The sequence below is a fragment of the Celeribacter indicus genome (genome assembly GCF_000819565.1).
In the GTDB taxonomy this organism is placed as follows: Bacteria; Pseudomonadota; Alphaproteobacteria; order Rhodobacterales; family Rhodobacteraceae; genus Celeribacter; species Celeribacter indicus.
The window spans coordinates 514,269-529,051 of record NZ_CP004393.1 but is presented as its reverse complement, the minus strand read 5'-3'; the positions used below and the strand labels follow the sequence as shown (position 1 = coordinate 529,051).

Annotated in this window: 15 protein-coding genes; 1 reads left to right on the top strand and 14 read right to left on the bottom strand. The window is 67.7% G+C overall.

Annotated features, from left to right (window positions below; all coding sequences use genetic code 11):
• Window positions 1-61 precede the first annotated feature (61 nt).
• The 8 genes from P73_RS02640 to P73_RS02605 form a co-directional block, all read right to left on the bottom strand.
• Window positions 62-679 carry a sugar transferase gene (locus tag P73_RS02640; protein ID WP_043868329.1) on the bottom strand — a complete coding sequence of 206 codons (618 nt, stop codon included), beginning with the start codon at window positions 677-679 and terminating at the stop codon, window positions 62-64.
• Window positions 676-1,572, bottom strand: a complete 897-nt coding sequence (locus P73_RS02635) for an NAD-dependent epimerase/dehydratase family protein (RefSeq protein WP_043868328.1) — start codon at window positions 1,570-1,572, stop codon at window positions 676-678. Before P73_RS02635 ends, P73_RS02640 begins: the two co-directional genes overlap by 4 nt.
• A gap of 86 nt (window positions 1,573-1,658) precedes the next feature.
• Complete coding sequence (locus tag P73_RS02630; RefSeq protein WP_052453007.1) at window positions 1,659-2,528, bottom strand: energy transducer TonB family protein; 870 nt, start codon at window positions 2,526-2,528, stop codon at window positions 1,659-1,661.
• Window positions 2,525-2,953 carry an ExbD/TolR family protein gene (locus tag P73_RS02625; protein WP_043868327.1) on the bottom strand — a complete coding sequence of 143 codons (429 nt, stop codon included), beginning with the start codon at window positions 2,951-2,953 and terminating at the stop codon, window positions 2,525-2,527. The genes P73_RS02630 and P73_RS02625 overlap by 4 nt, the downstream gene beginning before the upstream one ends.
• Window positions 2,950-3,327: an ExbD/TolR family protein gene (locus P73_RS02620; protein ID WP_043868326.1), complete on the bottom strand. Its 378-nt coding sequence runs from the start codon at window positions 3,325-3,327 to the stop codon at window positions 2,950-2,952. The genes P73_RS02625 and P73_RS02620 overlap by 4 nt, the downstream gene beginning before the upstream one ends.
• A 7-nt stretch (window positions 3,328-3,334) precedes the next feature.
• Complete coding sequence (locus P73_RS02615; protein WP_043868325.1) at window positions 3,335-4,009, bottom strand: MotA/TolQ/ExbB proton channel family protein; 675 nt, start codon at window positions 4,007-4,009, stop codon at window positions 3,335-3,337.
• 158 nt (window positions 4,010-4,167) lie between these two features.
• Window positions 4,168-6,084 carry an elongation factor G gene (locus P73_RS02610; protein WP_043868324.1) on the bottom strand — a complete coding sequence of 639 codons (1,917 nt, stop codon included), beginning with the start codon at window positions 6,082-6,084 and terminating at the stop codon, window positions 4,168-4,170.
• 91 nt (window positions 6,085-6,175) lie between these two features.
• Entirely contained in the window at window positions 6,176-7,102 is a 927-nt protein-coding gene (locus tag P73_RS02605; RefSeq protein WP_043868323.1) for a LysR family transcriptional regulator, read from the bottom strand.
• A gap of 158 nt (window positions 7,103-7,260) precedes the next feature.
• Between P73_RS02605 and ygiD the strand changes: the two genes are divergently transcribed.
• Window positions 7,261-8,079, top strand: coding sequence for a 4,5-DOPA-extradiol-dioxygenase (ygiD, locus tag P73_RS02600; protein WP_043868322.1), 819 nt, complete (start codon window positions 7,261-7,263; stop codon window positions 8,077-8,079).
• A 115-nt stretch (window positions 8,080-8,194) separates the two neighbouring features.
• Here ygiD and P73_RS02595 read toward each other — a convergent pair whose 3' ends face one another.
• The 6 genes from P73_RS02595 to P73_RS24710 form a co-directional block, all read right to left on the bottom strand.
• A complete protein-coding gene (locus tag P73_RS02595) occupies window positions 8,195-9,673 on the bottom strand; it encodes an aldehyde dehydrogenase (protein ID WP_043871341.1) in 1,479 nt (492 codons plus the stop codon).
• Between the two features lie 54 nt (window positions 9,674-9,727).
• Window positions 9,728-11,038 carry a TRAP transporter large permease gene (locus P73_RS02590; protein WP_043868321.1) on the bottom strand — a complete coding sequence of 437 codons (1,311 nt, stop codon included), beginning with the start codon at window positions 11,036-11,038 and terminating at the stop codon, window positions 9,728-9,730.
• Window positions 11,035-11,559, bottom strand: a complete 525-nt coding sequence (locus P73_RS02585; RefSeq protein WP_043868320.1) for a TRAP transporter small permease — start codon at window positions 11,557-11,559, stop codon at window positions 11,035-11,037. The genes P73_RS02590 and P73_RS02585 overlap by 4 nt, the downstream gene beginning before the upstream one ends.
• Window positions 11,560-11,622: 63 nt before the next feature.
• Window positions 11,623-12,597: a TRAP transporter substrate-binding protein DctP gene (gene dctP, locus P73_RS02580; protein ID WP_074743425.1), complete on the bottom strand. Its 975-nt coding sequence runs from the start codon at window positions 12,595-12,597 to the stop codon at window positions 11,623-11,625.
• 47 nt (window positions 12,598-12,644) lie between these two features.
• Complete coding sequence (locus P73_RS02575; protein WP_043868319.1) at window positions 12,645-13,718, bottom strand: zinc-dependent alcohol dehydrogenase family protein; 1,074 nt, start codon at window positions 13,716-13,718, stop codon at window positions 12,645-12,647.
• Window positions 13,719-13,811: 93 nt separating this feature from the next.
• Entirely contained in the window at window positions 13,812-14,726 is a 915-nt protein-coding gene (locus P73_RS24710) for a 3-hydroxyacyl-CoA dehydrogenase family protein (RefSeq protein WP_175474791.1), read from the bottom strand.
• Window positions 14,727-14,783: the final 57 nt, after the last annotated feature.

Below are 14,783 nucleotides of genomic sequence, written 5' to 3'. Positions count from 1 at the left end.
GCCTGCCTGCGCGGCGGTGTCCAGTATTTTCGATCCGGCGGAGCACCGGCGGCCGGACCGCTCAACGGCGGCGCGGCCGCAGCAGCCGCCTGCCCGTCTGCACGAGGATCTTCACGTCGAGACAGAGGTTGGCCTCCCGCGCATAGAGCAGGTCCAGACGCGCCTTGCGCGGCACGCAGCGGCGCGCATAGACGGCGTCGGTTTCCTTCGGCGTGGTGCAGGCGGACAGGAGCCGTTCCTCATGCGCGTGGAAATGGAGTGTCGCGAGGCCGGTGATGCCCGGACGATTCCGCAGGACGCCGGAGTAGAGCGCCGGGAAGCGGTCGACATAACGGCGCAGCGGCGGGCGCGGGCCGACGAAGGACATGTCCCCGGCGAGGATATTCCAGAGCTGCGGCACTTCGTCGAGCCGCGAACGTCGCAGGATCCTGCCCGTGCGGGTGATCCGCGCGCTCTTGTCCCCGCCGGACACGCCGCTGTCGGCCCGGTCCGTTGTCATCGTGCGGAACTTCACGAGCCGGAAGGCCGTGTCGGGCGCGCGCATCCGTTCCGAAAGGTAGAAGACCGGCCGCCCATCGCGGAGGAGGATGACACAGGTCACGAGCACGATCAGGGGCAGGAGCAGAAGTCCCGCCACCAGCGCGAGGGCGAGATCGAAGAGGCGCTTTTGCGGTGTCATCCGGCCTTCCCCGCCGCCTCCCGCCATTCGCCGCAGATCGCCCCGGCCGACGCGGCGATGCCGACGCTGGGCAGAAGGGCAGTCAGCCGCCCGCAATCGAGGGTGATGTCCTGGCGCGTCGCGTCGGTCTGCGGCCGCGGGCGCCAGGGCACCACCGCCGCCGCGAGCAGCGCCTTCATCCCGACGGGATGCGGCGCGGCGAGGTTCAGGACCGCAGGCAGGGGCCCCGGCGCGCGATGCAGTGCAAGAAGCACGCGCAAGAGGCTTTGCGGTCCGATATAGGACCGCCGCGGCCCATCGCCGTCCGGATAGATGTCGAGCCACAGGGGCGGTGCGCCGGGCGGGTGCCGGGTCGCACTCCCCAAAAGCATGTCCGCCCCCGCCACATTGCCGATCCGCAGGCAACAGATCTCCTGCCCGCTGCGCGCGGCGCGCTCGGCGCAGCGCCGCTCCATCTCCGCCTTCGCATGACCGTAGGCATCCAGCGGCGCGCAGGCATCGTCCTCCCGAAAGGCGCGGCCCCGGCCGGCGCCATAGACCGCGGCGGAGGAGGCCACGACGACCCGCGGAATGCCTGCCGCCTCCGCGGCGGAAATCGCCGCCTCCGTTAGGTGCACGTTTGCGGCCATTGCGGCGGCGTCCGTCCTGTCGGCGGAGCCGGTCCCGCCGGCGAAGACGAAAAGCGTGCGGACAGGGCGATCGCGGCACAGGGCGACGAGCGGCGCGACCTCCGCCAGATCGGGCCAGAGGACATGCGCAAGGCCCCGCGCCTGCGGACGGCGAAATTGCCAGAGCATCGGAGAGGCGTCTGCGGGCACGCGTCGCGCCACGGCCCGCAGGAGCGTGCCGATCCGCCCGGACGCCCCGATATAGACCGCTTGCCCCTCGTCCATCTTCCGTCCCGTGTCCCGACGCCGCCTTGCACCGCATGCTAGCCGCAGCGGTCGGGCGGCGCCACATCAAAGGCGCGGCCTGCCGGTCAGCCGGTGAAGCGGATCGGCAGGCGGAAGCTGTATTGCGGATCGTTGAGCCCATCCGGCGCGGGCGGGAAGCTCCCGGCACGGCGCACCGCGTCCACGGCCGCCGCATCGAGCGCGCCGTTGCCGGAACTGGCCGCCACGCGCACACCGACCAGCGCGCCGGACCGCGCGATCGAGACGGACAGGACCACGGTGCCCTCGCCGGCGCCACGAGGGGCGCGCTTGCGGCGCTCGATCCGGCTCCGGATCGCGCCGCCCCAGTTCGACAGGCGCGACTGGACGGCGGAACTCGAGAGGGTGGCGTTGGCCTGTGCCCCGGCGTTGCCGGCCTGCGGCCCGCCGCCGCTGCCCGCGGCACGGGTTTTCTGCGAGGAGGTCTCCCCGCCGGCCACGCTCCGCTCGACCTGCGGCGCGGGGGTCTCGCGCGGCTTTTGCGGCGGCGCCTCCGGCTTCGGCTTCGGTTTCTGCGTCGGAGCCTCGGCGAGCTTCGGCGGTTCGGGCGCCTCCGGCGTCTCGATCGGCATGTCGGGCGGCGGCGGCGCGGCGGCGAGCGATTCGCTGGTGGGGCGTTTCGGCGCCGTCTCGGTCGCGAGCGGCAGCGGCACGTCCGTCGGAACGTCGGGCAGTTCGATCGCCTCCGGCGCGGGCGTCTCGCTCGCGACCTCGGGCGGCCGTTCCCAGGCCTCGACCATGGCGACGGTTCCGGCGGTGGCGGCCTCGAGCGAGAGGACGTCCTCTCCCCCGGCCCCCGCCGCCTCGCTGCCTTCCTCGAGCTGCGGGACGCGCACGGCGGCGAGCGCGATATGCGCCGCGAGGGCGATCGACAGGAAGACGGTCGCGTTCACGATCCTTTTCGCGGGCATCGTCATTGGGCCTCCGTCACCAGTTCGACATCGGAAAAGCCGATCTCCGCCAGCCGCGGCAGGAGCCGGGCGAGGGTGAGCGCGGGCACGGTCTCGTCCGCCTTGACCCGGAGCGGCATGGCCTCCGACCCGGCACAGCCGCCGTCGGCGCAGAGTTCGATCCGGGTGCGTTCGAGCGCATGGAACACCGCCTCCTCGCCCTGTGCGTCCTGAAAGCCGAGCTCTCCCTCGGGGCCGAGATAGACAGTCATTTCCGCCTCCGCAGGGGTCTCGCTCGCCGCGGCGGGCGGGGACAGGTCGAAGGGTTCGGGCGGGGCGATCTGCGCGGTCATCAGGAAGAAGATGAGCAGCAGAAAGACCACATTGATCATCGGGACGATGCTCTCGCCTTTCGGCGGGCGCGGCGGCGGGGCAAAATCGAGCCGTTTCATTCGAGCACCACCAGACTGGTGAGACCGGCGACCGCCAGGCTGTCCATCACCGCCACGAGGCGTTGCAGCGGCACCTCTTCGCCCGGACGCAGAATGATCACGTCGGTCGGCTCCTCCATCAGCGGCTCGAGGGCGGCGGCAAGCCCGTCCTCCTCCACTTCGCCGCCGTTGAGGCGGATCCCCGTCTCGTCGATATCCACGAGGCGGGGCGGGCCGGAATAGGGCGTCGTCGAGGCGCCGGCAAGGGTCAGCGGGATCTGCATGTCCATGCCGAAGCGGGAGGCGAGCATGAAGAAGACGAGCAGAAGAAAAACCACGTCGATCATCGGCGTGAGCGAGGGGCGTCGGCGCGGGCGTGGTTCGTCGAAAGTCATGGTCCTGTCACTCCGCCGCGAGCGGCAGCTTCTCGGCATCGCGTCGACGCGGGCGCAGGAACACCCGTGTCGCGGCATCTTCGAATTCAAGGCGCAGCCGGTCGGTGACCGATTCGAACCAGGTAAGTGCCATCGAGGCCGGGATCGCGACCGCCATACCGGCGGCGGTGGTCAGCAGCGCCTCCCAGATCCCGCCCGCGAGCATCGCCGGATCCGCCCGGCTGCCGGCGTCCTGAAGCGCCTGGAACGCGGAGATCATCCCGAGCACCGTGCCCAGAAGACCGAGAAGCGGCGCGATGGTCGCGATCAGTTCGAGCGGGCGCAGCCCGCCCCGCGCGCGTGCCAGCAGGGATTTGGCGACACGCCCAGTCTCCGCCGCGGCGGCATCGTCGTCGAAAGCCGTGTTGCCATGGGCCTCTATCGCCGTGCGCGTGAGCTTTGCGCGCACCGTGCGGCGCTTGCTCAGCCGCTCGAGCGCCTCACGGTCGCGGCCGTTCTGCCAGTCCTGGAGCGCCCGGCTCACGACGCGTCCGTTGCTCCACGCGCCAAGCAGCATCAGGTCCCAGACCTTCCACAGGATGAGCGCGAGCGTGATGACGGAGAGGGCCGCGATCACCCAGATCGAGATCCCCCCCTTTTCAAGAAAATCGAGAATCGGTGCGAGCGTTTCGGAGAAGGGCATGAAGACGGGTCCATTGACTTTGGGAACGGCTGGCGAACGATCTTCCGGCTAGCCTTTGGGCGCGGATACTATATCCGAGTGTTTTAGTCAATTGTCGAAGCCGTCCGCAAGCGGCGCAGGCGCCGCCGCGGCCTTGCCCCGCCTCCCCCGGCGGCGGCTCAGACCGCAGCCGCCAGCGTGCCGGCGTCACCCCGCGTTTCCTCGTAGTGGTCGAGCGCGGCCTCGTACCAGGCCGTTCCCCGGCAGGCCGAACCCAGCGCCTGCGCCAACGCCTCCTCGCTCGCCGCCGGCAGGAGCGCCGTGAAGACGTCCCATCCGGCCGCATCGGGATGGGCCTCGAACCCGAGGACCTGTCCCTTCAACCCCGTCACGAGCGGCACGAGTGCGCCGGAAAAGCAACCCGGCACATGGATCTCGACCCGGTCGACGGGCTGGAGCAGCACCGGCTTCGCCGCCGACAGCGCCTCCCGCGTCGCGGCCCGGCCCGCCGTGCGGAAGGCGAAATCGGAACTGTCGACGGCATGATGCTTCCCGTCGGTGAGCGTCACCCGCAGATCGACGACGGGGCATCCGTTCGGCCCCCCGGCAAGCGCATCGCGCACGCCGGCCTCCACCGCGGGAATATAGTTGCGCGGCACCGCACCGCCTTTCACCGTCTCCGAAAATTCGAAACCCGAACCGCGCGGCAGGGGAGCGATCTCGATCACCACATCGGCGAACTGGCCCGCCCCGCCGGATTGCTTGCGGTGACGGTGGTGCATGCGCGCCGGCCGCGAGACGGTTTCCCGCAAGGCTGCCGGAAGCGGCGCCAGGGTGAGCGAGAGGCCAAAATCCTGTCCGAGCTTCTCGATCACGCCGCGCTGGTGCAGCGGCCCCTGCGTGGCGAGCACGCTCTTGCCGCTCTGCGCCTCCTGTTCTAGGGCGAGGCCCGGATCTATCTCCGACAGCTTCGCGAGTGCCGTCGAGAGGCGGGCCTCGTCTCGCTCGTTCTCCGGGGAGAGCAGAACGCGGGTGCCCCCAACATGCGGCCGCGCCCAGTCCGGTGCGGGGTGGGCCGCCCCGGCGGCATAGAGCGGATCGCGCAGAGACAGGTGTTCCGTCTTCACCGTCAGCGCGAGATTTCCCGGCGGAAGACTCGTCACCGGGGTCTTGCCGTCGAGGCCCACGAGGCTGCCGACCGCGCCGCCCGCCAGCTGCACCCCGGCCCCGATCTCGCCGCCCACCGCGCGAATCAGCACGGTCTTTCCGAGGTGCTTCACCTGATCGGCGAAGATCCCGACGGCGAGCGGCGCTTCCCCGAGGCGGGCGGACAGCGCCTCCACCCCCGGCACCTCGTGGCGCAGCCCCTTCATCAGGCGGTTGAGCCCGTCGCCCTGGCTCGCGGAACCGAGGAAGGCGGGGATCAGGTCGTGATGTTGCAGAACCCGCGTGGCGACCTCGTAAAGCTCCGCGTCCATCGGCCTGCGGTCCTCGACCAGCTCCTCGAGCAGATGATCGTCGAAATCCGCGAGATGCTCGAGCAGGTCCGCCCGCGCCTCCGCCTCCCGTGCCCGCATCGCGGCGGGCAGTTCGACCAGCGAAGAGCGTGCGCCGTCGTTGAACTGCCATGCGCGTTCGGAAATCAGGTCGACCATGCCGGTTATCCTGTCGCCCTCGCGGATCGGCACTTCGCGCAGGACGATTCCATGGCGCGAATAGGTCTGGAGCGCCGCGGCCACCTCGCTCATGCGGTCCCGCGCCGCGTCCAGTTTGTTGACGAAGACGAGGGTCGGCAGACCCGCCTCCTCGAGCAGCCGCAGATAGGGCGCGGCGAGCACCGCCGCCTCGGCCTCCGCCGGGACGCAGAGCACCGCGGCATCGCTCGCCACCAGCGCCGCGCCGCACCAGGCGAGCGCATCGCCGCCCCCCGGACAGTCGAGCACCGCCCAATCCTCCCCGAGATAGCGAAAGGCGGTGACGGCCGTCCCGCCGAAAAGGGCGAGGGGAGACGGCGGGGCGCCCTCCAGCGCGGCGAGCGCCGCCGCCAGTGTCGTCTTTCCGGATTGCGACGGGCCAAGAACGGTCACGGTTTTCATGTCACTGTCCTCCAAACGCGAACTGTCGCGCCCGCCGGCCGCGGACGCGTTCCTCCCCAGTTTGGCGACAAGTGTCCGCCCGTGCCTTGGCTCAGGTCAAGTCATCCGCGGTCCGCAAGCCCGTGACGGCGCCGGAGCGCCGAATATCCTCCACCGCGAAGTCGATCAGCGCCCGGACCTTGCGCGGGAGGGTGCGGCCCTCGAGATAGACGATGCCGAGCGGATGGGCGGGGCGCTCCACGGCGTCGAGCACTGCGATGAGCCGCCCCGTCTCCAGCGCATCACCCAGCACGAAGCGCGGGCAGAAGGCGATGCCCAGCCCCGCGAGCGCGAGATCCCGCGCGGCGCGGGCGCTGTTGACGTGGAACCGGCTCCTGACCTCGACCGCCTGTTCCGCGCCGTCGCGCAGGAAGATCCAGCGCCCGGCATCGCGGCGGTTCGAATCGAGGATACAGTCGTGGGCAAGAAGATCCTCCGGCCGCACCGGCGCGGGATGGTCCGAGAGGTAGCCGGGCGAAGCCACGACAACGGAGCGGATCGCGCCGATCCTGCGCTGCCGGAGCGCGAAGCTGTCCGGCGTGCCGATGCGGAAGGCAAGGTCGATCCCCTCGCCCGCGAGATCCGCATAGGCGTCGTCCAGGCGCAGGTCGATGGTGAGATCCGGGTGCGGCGCCGCGAACCGACTCAGCATCCGCGCGAGATAAATCTCGCCGAAGGTGACCGGCGCGGAGATCCTGAGCACGCCGGAGAACCCCTGGCTGTCCTCGCGGATCGCACCGAGCATGTCGTCGACCTCCTCGATCACCGCGGGCGCGCGGGCCAGAAGCTCCGCACCGGCAGGGGTCAGCCCGAGCTTGCGCGTGGTGCGCTGGAACAAGCGCGTGCCGAGACGCGCCTCCAGATCCGCGAGGTCTTTCGAGGTGAGCCGGTTCGAGATCCCGAGCCTCCGGGCCGCCGCGGTGAAGGAGCCGGTTTCCGCCGTGGCGACGAACACGCGCAATGTGCGGATCAGGTCCATGCTGCCTCCATTCGGAACATTTCAGAGAAAGTCATTCCATATCTTCGCCATTTCATTCCGATACGACAAGCCACATCTTATGTCCGATAGCCGGGGCCCCGCTCCGGTCCCGCATCGACACCGGCCCCATGAGGCCGGAAACCGAAAGGACACCCGCCATGAGCATCGTTCAACAGCTTCAGGCCCTCAGGGACGGCCTCCGGACCTCCGACCGCCTGCCGGTCGTCTTCCTCGGACATGGCAGTCCGATGAACGCGATCGAGGACAACGACTATGCCCGCAGCTGGGCCGCACTCGGCCATGCGCTGCCGCGCCCGCAGGCGATCCTCGTCGTCTCCGCCCACTGGATGACGCAGGGCTCGACCCTCGTGGACATCTCGCGGATGCCGAGGACGATCCACGATTTCTATGGCTTTCCCGATGAACTTTTCGCCCAGCAATATCCCGCCCCCGGCACCCCGGAGATGGCGCAGGAGGTGGTGAGCCTGCTGGCGAGCCACCATGCCGAAGGCGACGACAGCTGGGGGCTCGACCACGGCGCATGGTCAGTGCTGAAATTCCTCTATCCTGAGGCGGATGTTCCGGTCTTCCAGCTCTCGATCGACATGTCCAAGGACCTTGTCCACCATCGCGAGATCGGGGAGGCGCTGAAGGAGCTGCGCGAGCGGGGCGTGCTGATCCTCGGATCCGGGAATGTCGTGCACAACCTCCGCACCATGCGCCGCGGCGGCCTGCCCTATGACTGGGCGGAGGAGTTCGACGCGGTCTTCGCCGATCGCCTCACAGCGGGCGACCATGCCGCGCTGACCGACCGGGCGGCGCTCGGCACTCTCTTCGCCATGGCACACCCTTCTCCCGACCATTACCTGCCGGCGCTGACCGTCGCCGGGGCGTCGGACCCGAAGGACAGGCTCATGTTCATGAACACCTCGATCGACATCGGCTCGGTGTCGATGCGCAGCTTCATCTATTACTGAGGCATCCCTGCTGCCGAAGCGCACGGTCCCGAGGCTCTCGGGGCCTGAAAGGGATCGCGCACCGGGATGCAGCCGCACAACTGCCTCCCCGGCGCGCGATCCAGCCGCGCTCGGGCTATTGCATGACGAAGGGGTTCTTCGTCTCCTCCGCATAGGACAGCCAGACGGATTTAGTTTCGAGATACTGGTCTATGGCCTCGATGCCGTTCTCCCGCCCGAAACCGGAAGCCTTCACGCCGCCGAAGGGCATGAGGAAACTCGCAGCGCGATAGGTGTTGACCCACACCGTCCCCGCACGCAGCCGTTTCGGCGCCACGGTCGCGCGCTTGATGCTGGAGGTCCAGACACCGGCGGCGAGCCCATAATTCGTGTCGTTCGCGAGCTCGTAGGCCTCCTCGTCCTCCTTGAAGGGGATGATGGAGACCACGGGGCCGAAGACTTCCTCCTGGGCGATGCGCATGTCGTTGCGGACATCCGCGAAGACCGTCGGCTCGATGAACCAGCCCTTGCCGCATTCGGGCCGCTGGGCGGCCGCACCGCCGAGAACGCAGCGCGCGCCCTCGGATTTGGCGATCTCGATATAGGACAGGATCCGGTCGAACTGGGGCTGGGTGGTTACCGGCCCGACCTGCGTCGTCATCTCCATGGGATCGCCCATCTTCGCCGTCTTCGCCGATGCGACGAATTTTTCGACATAGGCGTCATAGATGCTCTCGTGCACCAGAAGGCGCGAACCGGCGATACAAGTCTGCCCCGTCGCCGCAAAGATCCCGGCGATCCCGCCGGAAACGGCGGCGTCGAGATCGGCATCCGGGAACACGACCTGCGCCGACTTCCCGCCGAGTTCCAGCGTCAGCCGCTTGAAGGTCGAGGCGGCGCTCTCCATGATCTTCTGCCCGGCCACCTCCCCGCCGGTGAAGGCGACCTTGGCCACCTTCGGATGGGTCGTCAGCCGGTCGCCCACGTCCTTGCCGAATCCCGTCACCACATTGACCACGCCTTCGGGGAAGCCCGCCTCGCGCACCAGCGCCGCGAATTCGAGGGCCGAGGCCGAGGTATGTTCCGACGGCTTGATCACCATCGTGCAGCCGGCGGCCAGCGCCGGCGCCAGTTTCCAGGCCATCAGCATGAGCGGGGAATTCCACGGCACGATCGCCGCGACGACGCCCACGGGCTCGCGCAGGGTATAGGTGAACATATCGGGCTTGTTGATCGGAATGACCGCGCCGTTGATCTTGTCCGCAAGCCCTCCGTAGAAATAGAGCCATTGCGAGACGCCGAGGACCTGGCCGGAGACTTCGGCCAGAAGCTTGCCGTTATCGCGGACTTCGACGGCGGCGAGGGCGTCGGCATCCCGCGCCACGAGATCCCCGAGCTTCCTCATCAGGGCTCCGCGCTCGGTAGCCGACATCTTCCCCCACGCCCCGTGATAGAGCGCGTCATGCGCCGCATCCACCGCGGCATCGACGTCCCGTGCGTCGCATTTCGGGATTTCGGCCCAGGGCTCCCCGGTATAGGGATTGCTGCTCTGGAAGGTCTCGCCCGAGGCGCTGTCCTTCCAGGCGTTTCCGATGAATATCTGATATGTCTTCATTCCGTTTTCCATTGTCTCCTCCATGCGGGTGAGCGTGCTTGGGTCACCGCCCCCTCAGAGCAGGGACGGCAGAAAGGTGGTCAGCCCCGGCAGCAGCGCGAGAAGCACCATTCCGAAGACGAACAGCGCGACGAAAGGCCAGGCGGCGCGAAAGACCGTCGAAAGGGATCCCTCGGTCCACGCGCTCTTCAAGGCGAAGAGCGTGTATCCGAACGGCGGGGTCATGCCGCCGACGGTGATGTTCACGAGGAACAGGAGCCAGAACCAGATCGGGTCGTATTGAAAGGTCTGGATGATCGGCAGGTAGATCGGGATGACGATCAGCATCAGCGCGATCTGGTCGATGAACATGCACAGCACGAAGGGCAGCAGCATCAGCAGGACGAGCATGGTCCAGGAGGACACGTCGAGCCCGACGATCCATTCGGTCAGCGCGCTTGCTCCGCCGGAGAACGCGAGGAGCTGGCTGAACAGTTTCGAACTTGCCATGACGATGAGGATCATCGCGGAAATCTTCGCCGACTCCCCGACCGATTCCGCCACCATTCTCACGCTCAGGTTCCGGTAGATGGCCGCGGTGATCAGGGCGCCCAGGACCCCCATCGCCCCCGCCTCCGTCGGCGTCGCCACGCCCAGCAGGATCAATCCCATCACCAGCAGGATGATGATGCTGAACGGGAGCAGCCGGATCAGCGCGAAGGCGACATCGCGATAGCCCGACGGCCCGACCCTCTCCTCGTCCTGCGGCGCGAGGGCGGGATTGCGCCAGATCCGGAAGAAGACATAGGCCGCGAAGAGCCCGGCGAAGACCAGCCCCGGAATGATCCCGGCGATCAAAAGGCCCGCGATGGAGACGCCGGCGAGCGTGCCGATGATGATGACGAGGACGCTTGGCGGGATCAGCGGCGCGAGGCTCGCCCCGGCAAGGATGGTCCCGATGGAGAGACGTGCATCGTAGCCCCGCGAGATCATGCCCGGCAGCAGGGATCGCCCGAGCATCGCGGCAACCCCCATCGCGGCGCCGGAGAGCGTGCTGAAGACGGTCGCGAGAAGGATCGACAGGATGTATTGCCGCCCCCGGACGCGCCCGACCAGCGTATCGATGGACTGGAACAGCACCTCGACCGCCCTGCTCCGGAAGAGCAATTCTCCCATCAGGATGAAGAGCGGGATGGTCACGAGCGAGGGACTGGTGGCGGTTTCGTAGAAGCTGCCGGCGAACATCCCGAACCCGGCGGGCCCGAGCAGAAAGACCGTTGCGCCCAGGTTCACGACAAGGAAGGCGACGAAGACCGGCATGCCGGTGGCCATGGCCAGCAGCAGGAGCCCGACACCCGTAAGAACGGCTGGAATTCCCTCGATCATTCCCCCGCTCCCTTCACGGTGCGAAACCTGTCGCCGAGCGCCAGTCGCAGGAAATACAGTCCCGTGTTCAGCATTCCGAAGAAGACGAAGGCGTAGAGCCACCATTTTGGAACCTGGACCGTCGTGAGCGTGACCGTGCCGCGCGCGATCAGCCGCTGGGTTTCGCCCCAGAAGATGAAGCCGACCCAGATGCACACCGCCGCCCCGACCGCAAAGCCCAGCCGGCGCACGATCTCCGCGCTCCGTCCGCCGAGGATGTCGAGCAGGATCGAGACGGAGACGTTGCCCTGGATCCGGGTCACATGGGGGATGACCAGGAAGAGCGAGATCAGGAGAAGGAAGGAGACGAAATCGCTGCCCCATTTCGTCGGCGCGTCGAGAAAATATCGCATCACGACCTCGTAGGCGAAGATTGCCACGATGAGCAGCAGCGCCAGCGACCCGAGCCAGTAACTGACGCTGATGAGGACATCGTGAAGGCGCAGGATCGCCCTCAGCGGATGTCGCAAAAGATCCTTCATCACATATCTCCGGAACTGCCTGTGGAACGGGGCCGCTCCCGGCGGAAGCGGCCGCTTTCGTGTCTATTTGCCGATACCCGCGTCGCCGGCCGTCGTGCGGATCTCCGCGATGGCCTCGGGGTTGATGGTCGCGGACAGGTCCAGCACGCCGTCGAACCACGCGCTCTTGAGATTCGCGGCCACGTCGGGCTGGAAATTCGTGACTTCCATCCCCTCGGCGACCAGCGTCTCCTCCTCCTTGCCGGCGAGGCTGTCGAAGATCGCGGAGCTTTCCGTTTCGTAATGCCGCGCGGCGGCTTCGATCTCCGCCCGTGTCGTCTCATCGAGCCCGTTCCATGTATCGAGGTTCATCAGCAGCATGTGGCTGACCTGGCCGAAGGTCGGACGCACGAAATAGCCCGCGACCTCGAACCAGCGGTAGTTCACCGCGCCGACGGCCGGCCAGGCGGCACCGTCCACCACGCCGCGTTCCAGCGCGGGATAGATCTCCGGCGCGGGCAGCACGGCCGGCGAGCCGCCCAGCGCCTCGATCACCGGGTGATAGAGCGGCGTGCCCCGGATCCGGCGCCCCGCCAGCGCATTGTCCCCCAGCGGCTCCTTGAGGATCATGTGAAAGCCGTTCCTGTCGTAGAAGACGGCAATCAGCTTCAGCCCCATCTCCTGATACTGCCGATCCGCGAAATCCCAGATCCCGGAGTCATGCAGTTCCTCGGCGGAGCCGCTGAGCGCATCAAGGGCCATGCCGACGGCGATATCGTTGTAGTGATATCCGCCATTGGTATAGAGCATGTCGAAAAGGCCCTGCGTCACCGGGTTGAGCTGCTCGAAGGGCGGGATCGTCTCCGGACCGAAGCGCGTCAGCTTCAGGTCGGCCGTCGTTTCCTCCTCCAGGTAATCCATGAACGGGATCAGCACGTCGCTGACGGCGGGATAACTCTGGTCCCAGCTCGACAGGATCTTCAGATCCTGCGCCGTGGCCTCCGTGGCCATCGAACCCATCGCGATAGCTGCGCAAAGAGCGCCTGCCAGTCTTCTCATTTCCATTTCCTCCTCAGTTGGCTTCGGCGTGCCCACCAGCGGCACGTCTAGAAGATGATCACGCCCTTTCCGGACGACTGCTTGTCAAGCAGGTCATAGGCCTGCGCAGCTTGTTCGAGGCTCCAGCGATCCGAAAACACCGCCTCGACCTCCACACCGCGATCGACCGAAAACACCGCGCATTCCTCCATGATGTTGGTCGAGAAGGTGAACGACCCCTGCAACGAGATCTGGCGAAAGATCACGTCGGAGGCGAAATCGACCACGGGCGGCCGGCCGAGTCCGACGAAGACCGCCGTGCCCCAGAGGCGCAGGCTCTTGATCGCATCGGCGATCGCCTGCTGCGCGCCCGAGGTCTCAATCGAGAAATGCGCGCCCCGGCCGTGGGTCAGTTCGCGGATCGCCTCCGGCGCGTCCACCTCCGCGGGGTTGATCGTCTCGGCGGCGCCGAAACGTCGCGCCGTCTCGAGCCGCTCCTTGTTCACGTCGAGCGCGATGACCCGCGCGCCCATGGCGGCGGCGAACTGGGTGCCCGACAGCCCGACCGGCCCCTGACCGAAGATCGCGACCGTATGGCTGGCATTGGGCTGCACCTTGCGCAGCGCCGCATAGGAGGTGCCCGAGCCGCAGGCGATGGCCGCCCCCGCCTCGAAGGACAGCCCCTCGGGCAGGGTGACGAGCGTATGGGCCGCGCATTTCATGTATTTCGCGTGCGCGCCATGGGCGGTCCAGCCGTAGATATCGGGCACCATCTCCTCGCACATCTGCGGCCAGCCGGTGCGGCACTGGTCGCAGACATGGCAGCCGGAATAGTGGTGGATCATGACCCTCTGGCCGAGGCGCGCCACCCGTTCGCTTACCCCCGGCCCCACCGCGACGACCACGCCGCAGGGTTCGTGGCCGGCGATCTTGGGACCGTTGTCGCGCATCGTCTCATAGGGCTTGCCCTTCGCCAGTTCGCGAAAGGCCGCGTCATCCGTGGGCGCCCGATAGGCATGCAGGTCGCTGCCGCAGAGGCCCGAGGCTTTCACCTCGATGACCACCTCGCCGGGGCCGGGCGTCGGATCGTCGAAATTCATGATCTCGACCCTGCGGTCTCCGGGAAAGGTCACGCCGCGCATGTCGCCCTCCCCTGCCTGCCGCACCCGGCGGCCATTCCCAGCTTTTCGGTCATCCTCTGCACCATCATTTTCCTCATTCGTTTCTGCCAATGCCTAGCGGACATTCAGATGTCCCACGGGATCCGCGTCCCGCAGCCAGTCGAGCAGTGTCCGCAACTGCCGGTCCCGCTCCTCGACCACCTGCCCCGCCGGAGCGTCGAAGGTGTACCAGCCCTGCCCCGTGACGGCGCCGAGATGCCCCTCGTCCACCAGATCGCGAAGCACCTTCCGCCCCGCGTAGCTTTCGTCCCCCGTCTGCCGCCAGAGCGAGTCCGTGACCGCCAGCGCGGTCTTCTTCGACACGATCAGATCCTCGGTCAGAAGCGGCCCCCAGAGCGCCAGCCGCGGGCCGATGCTCAAACGCACCGCGGCGTCGATGTCGTCGCGCGTCGCAAGCCCCTCGTCCATCAGCCGGTAGACCTCGGTCAGCATGGCGAACTGGATCTTGTTGATCAGGAAGCCGGGGCGTTCGGGACAGGCCACGCCGACATGGTCGATGCTGCGCACGAAGGCGCGGCCCCATTCGACCAACTCCGGCGGCGTGGCCTCGCCGTGGATGAGTTCGATCACCGGGATGATATGGGCGGGCGTGATGTAATGGATGCCCAGCACCCGCTCCCTGTGCGTGACCCGCGCCGAAATATCGGAGATCAGGAAGGACGAGGTATTCGTCGCCAGCACCACCTCCGGCGGGCAGAGCCGGTCGAGCTCGGCAAAGACCGCCTGTTTCGTCTCCAGCACCTCCTGCACCGCCTCGTGCACCAGAAAGACCCCGGCCACCGCCTCCGGCAGCGCGGCCTCGCCCCGCACGCGCGCCACGATCGCCTCCGCGGCGGCTGGGTCGCCGGCCAGCGTCGCGGCAATCGGGCGCGCGCGGTCGCGATAGCTGTCGAGCATGGAGGGCTCACTGTCGCACAGCACCACCTCATAGCCGTGGTGCGCGTAGAGCGTCGCGATCACGCAGCCCATGAATCCCGCCCCGAGGACACAGATGCGCCCCCCCGCGGGCGGATGTTTTCCGATACC

Coding starts and splice junctions, on each gene's coding strand:
- P73_RS02595 (WP_043871341.1), bottom strand. CDS start 9,673: ATGAAGACATATCAGATATTCATCGGAAACGCCTGGAAGGACAGCGCC.
- P73_RS24710 (WP_175474791.1), bottom strand. CDS start 14,726: ATGGGCTGCGTGATCGCGACGCTCTACGCGCACCACGGCTATGAGGTG.
- P73_RS02640 (WP_043868329.1), bottom strand. CDS start 679: ATGACACCGCAAAAGCGCCTCTTCGATCTCGCCCTCGCGCTGGTGGCG.
- P73_RS02605 (WP_043868323.1), bottom strand. CDS start 7,102: ATGGACCTGATCCGCACATTGCGCGTGTTCGTCGCCACGGCGGAAACC.
- P73_RS02615 (WP_043868325.1), bottom strand. CDS start 4,009: ATGCCCTTCTCCGAAACGCTCGCACCGATTCTCGATTTTCTTGAAAAG.
- P73_RS02635 (WP_043868328.1), bottom strand. CDS start 1,572: ATGGACGAGGGGCAAGCGGTCTATATCGGGGCGTCCGGGCGGATCGGC.
- ygiD (WP_043868322.1), top strand. CDS start 7,261: ATGAGCATCGTTCAACAGCTTCAGGCCCTCAGGGACGGCCTCCGGACC.
- dctP (WP_074743425.1), bottom strand. CDS start 12,597: ATGAGAAGACTGGCAGGCGCTCTTTGCGCAGCTATCGCGATGGGTTCG.
- P73_RS02585 (WP_043868320.1), bottom strand. CDS start 11,559: ATGAAGGATCTTTTGCGACATCCGCTGAGGGCGATCCTGCGCCTTCAC.
- P73_RS02575 (WP_043868319.1), bottom strand. CDS start 13,718: ATGCGCGGCGTGACCTTTCCCGGAGACCGCAGGGTCGAGATCATGAAT.
- P73_RS02590 (WP_043868321.1), bottom strand. CDS start 11,038: ATGATCGAGGGAATTCCAGCCGTTCTTACGGGTGTCGGGCTCCTGCTG.
- P73_RS02610 (WP_043868324.1), bottom strand. CDS start 6,084: ATGAAAACCGTGACCGTTCTTGGCCCGTCGCAATCCGGAAAGACGACA.
- P73_RS02625 (WP_043868327.1), bottom strand. CDS start 2,953: ATGAAACGGCTCGATTTTGCCCCGCCGCCGCGCCCGCCGAAAGGCGAG.
- P73_RS02630 (WP_052453007.1), bottom strand. CDS start 2,528: ATGACGATGCCCGCGAAAAGGATCGTGAACGCGACCGTCTTCCTGTCG.
- P73_RS02620 (WP_043868326.1), bottom strand. CDS start 3,327: ATGACTTTCGACGAACCACGCCCGCGCCGACGCCCCTCGCTCACGCCG.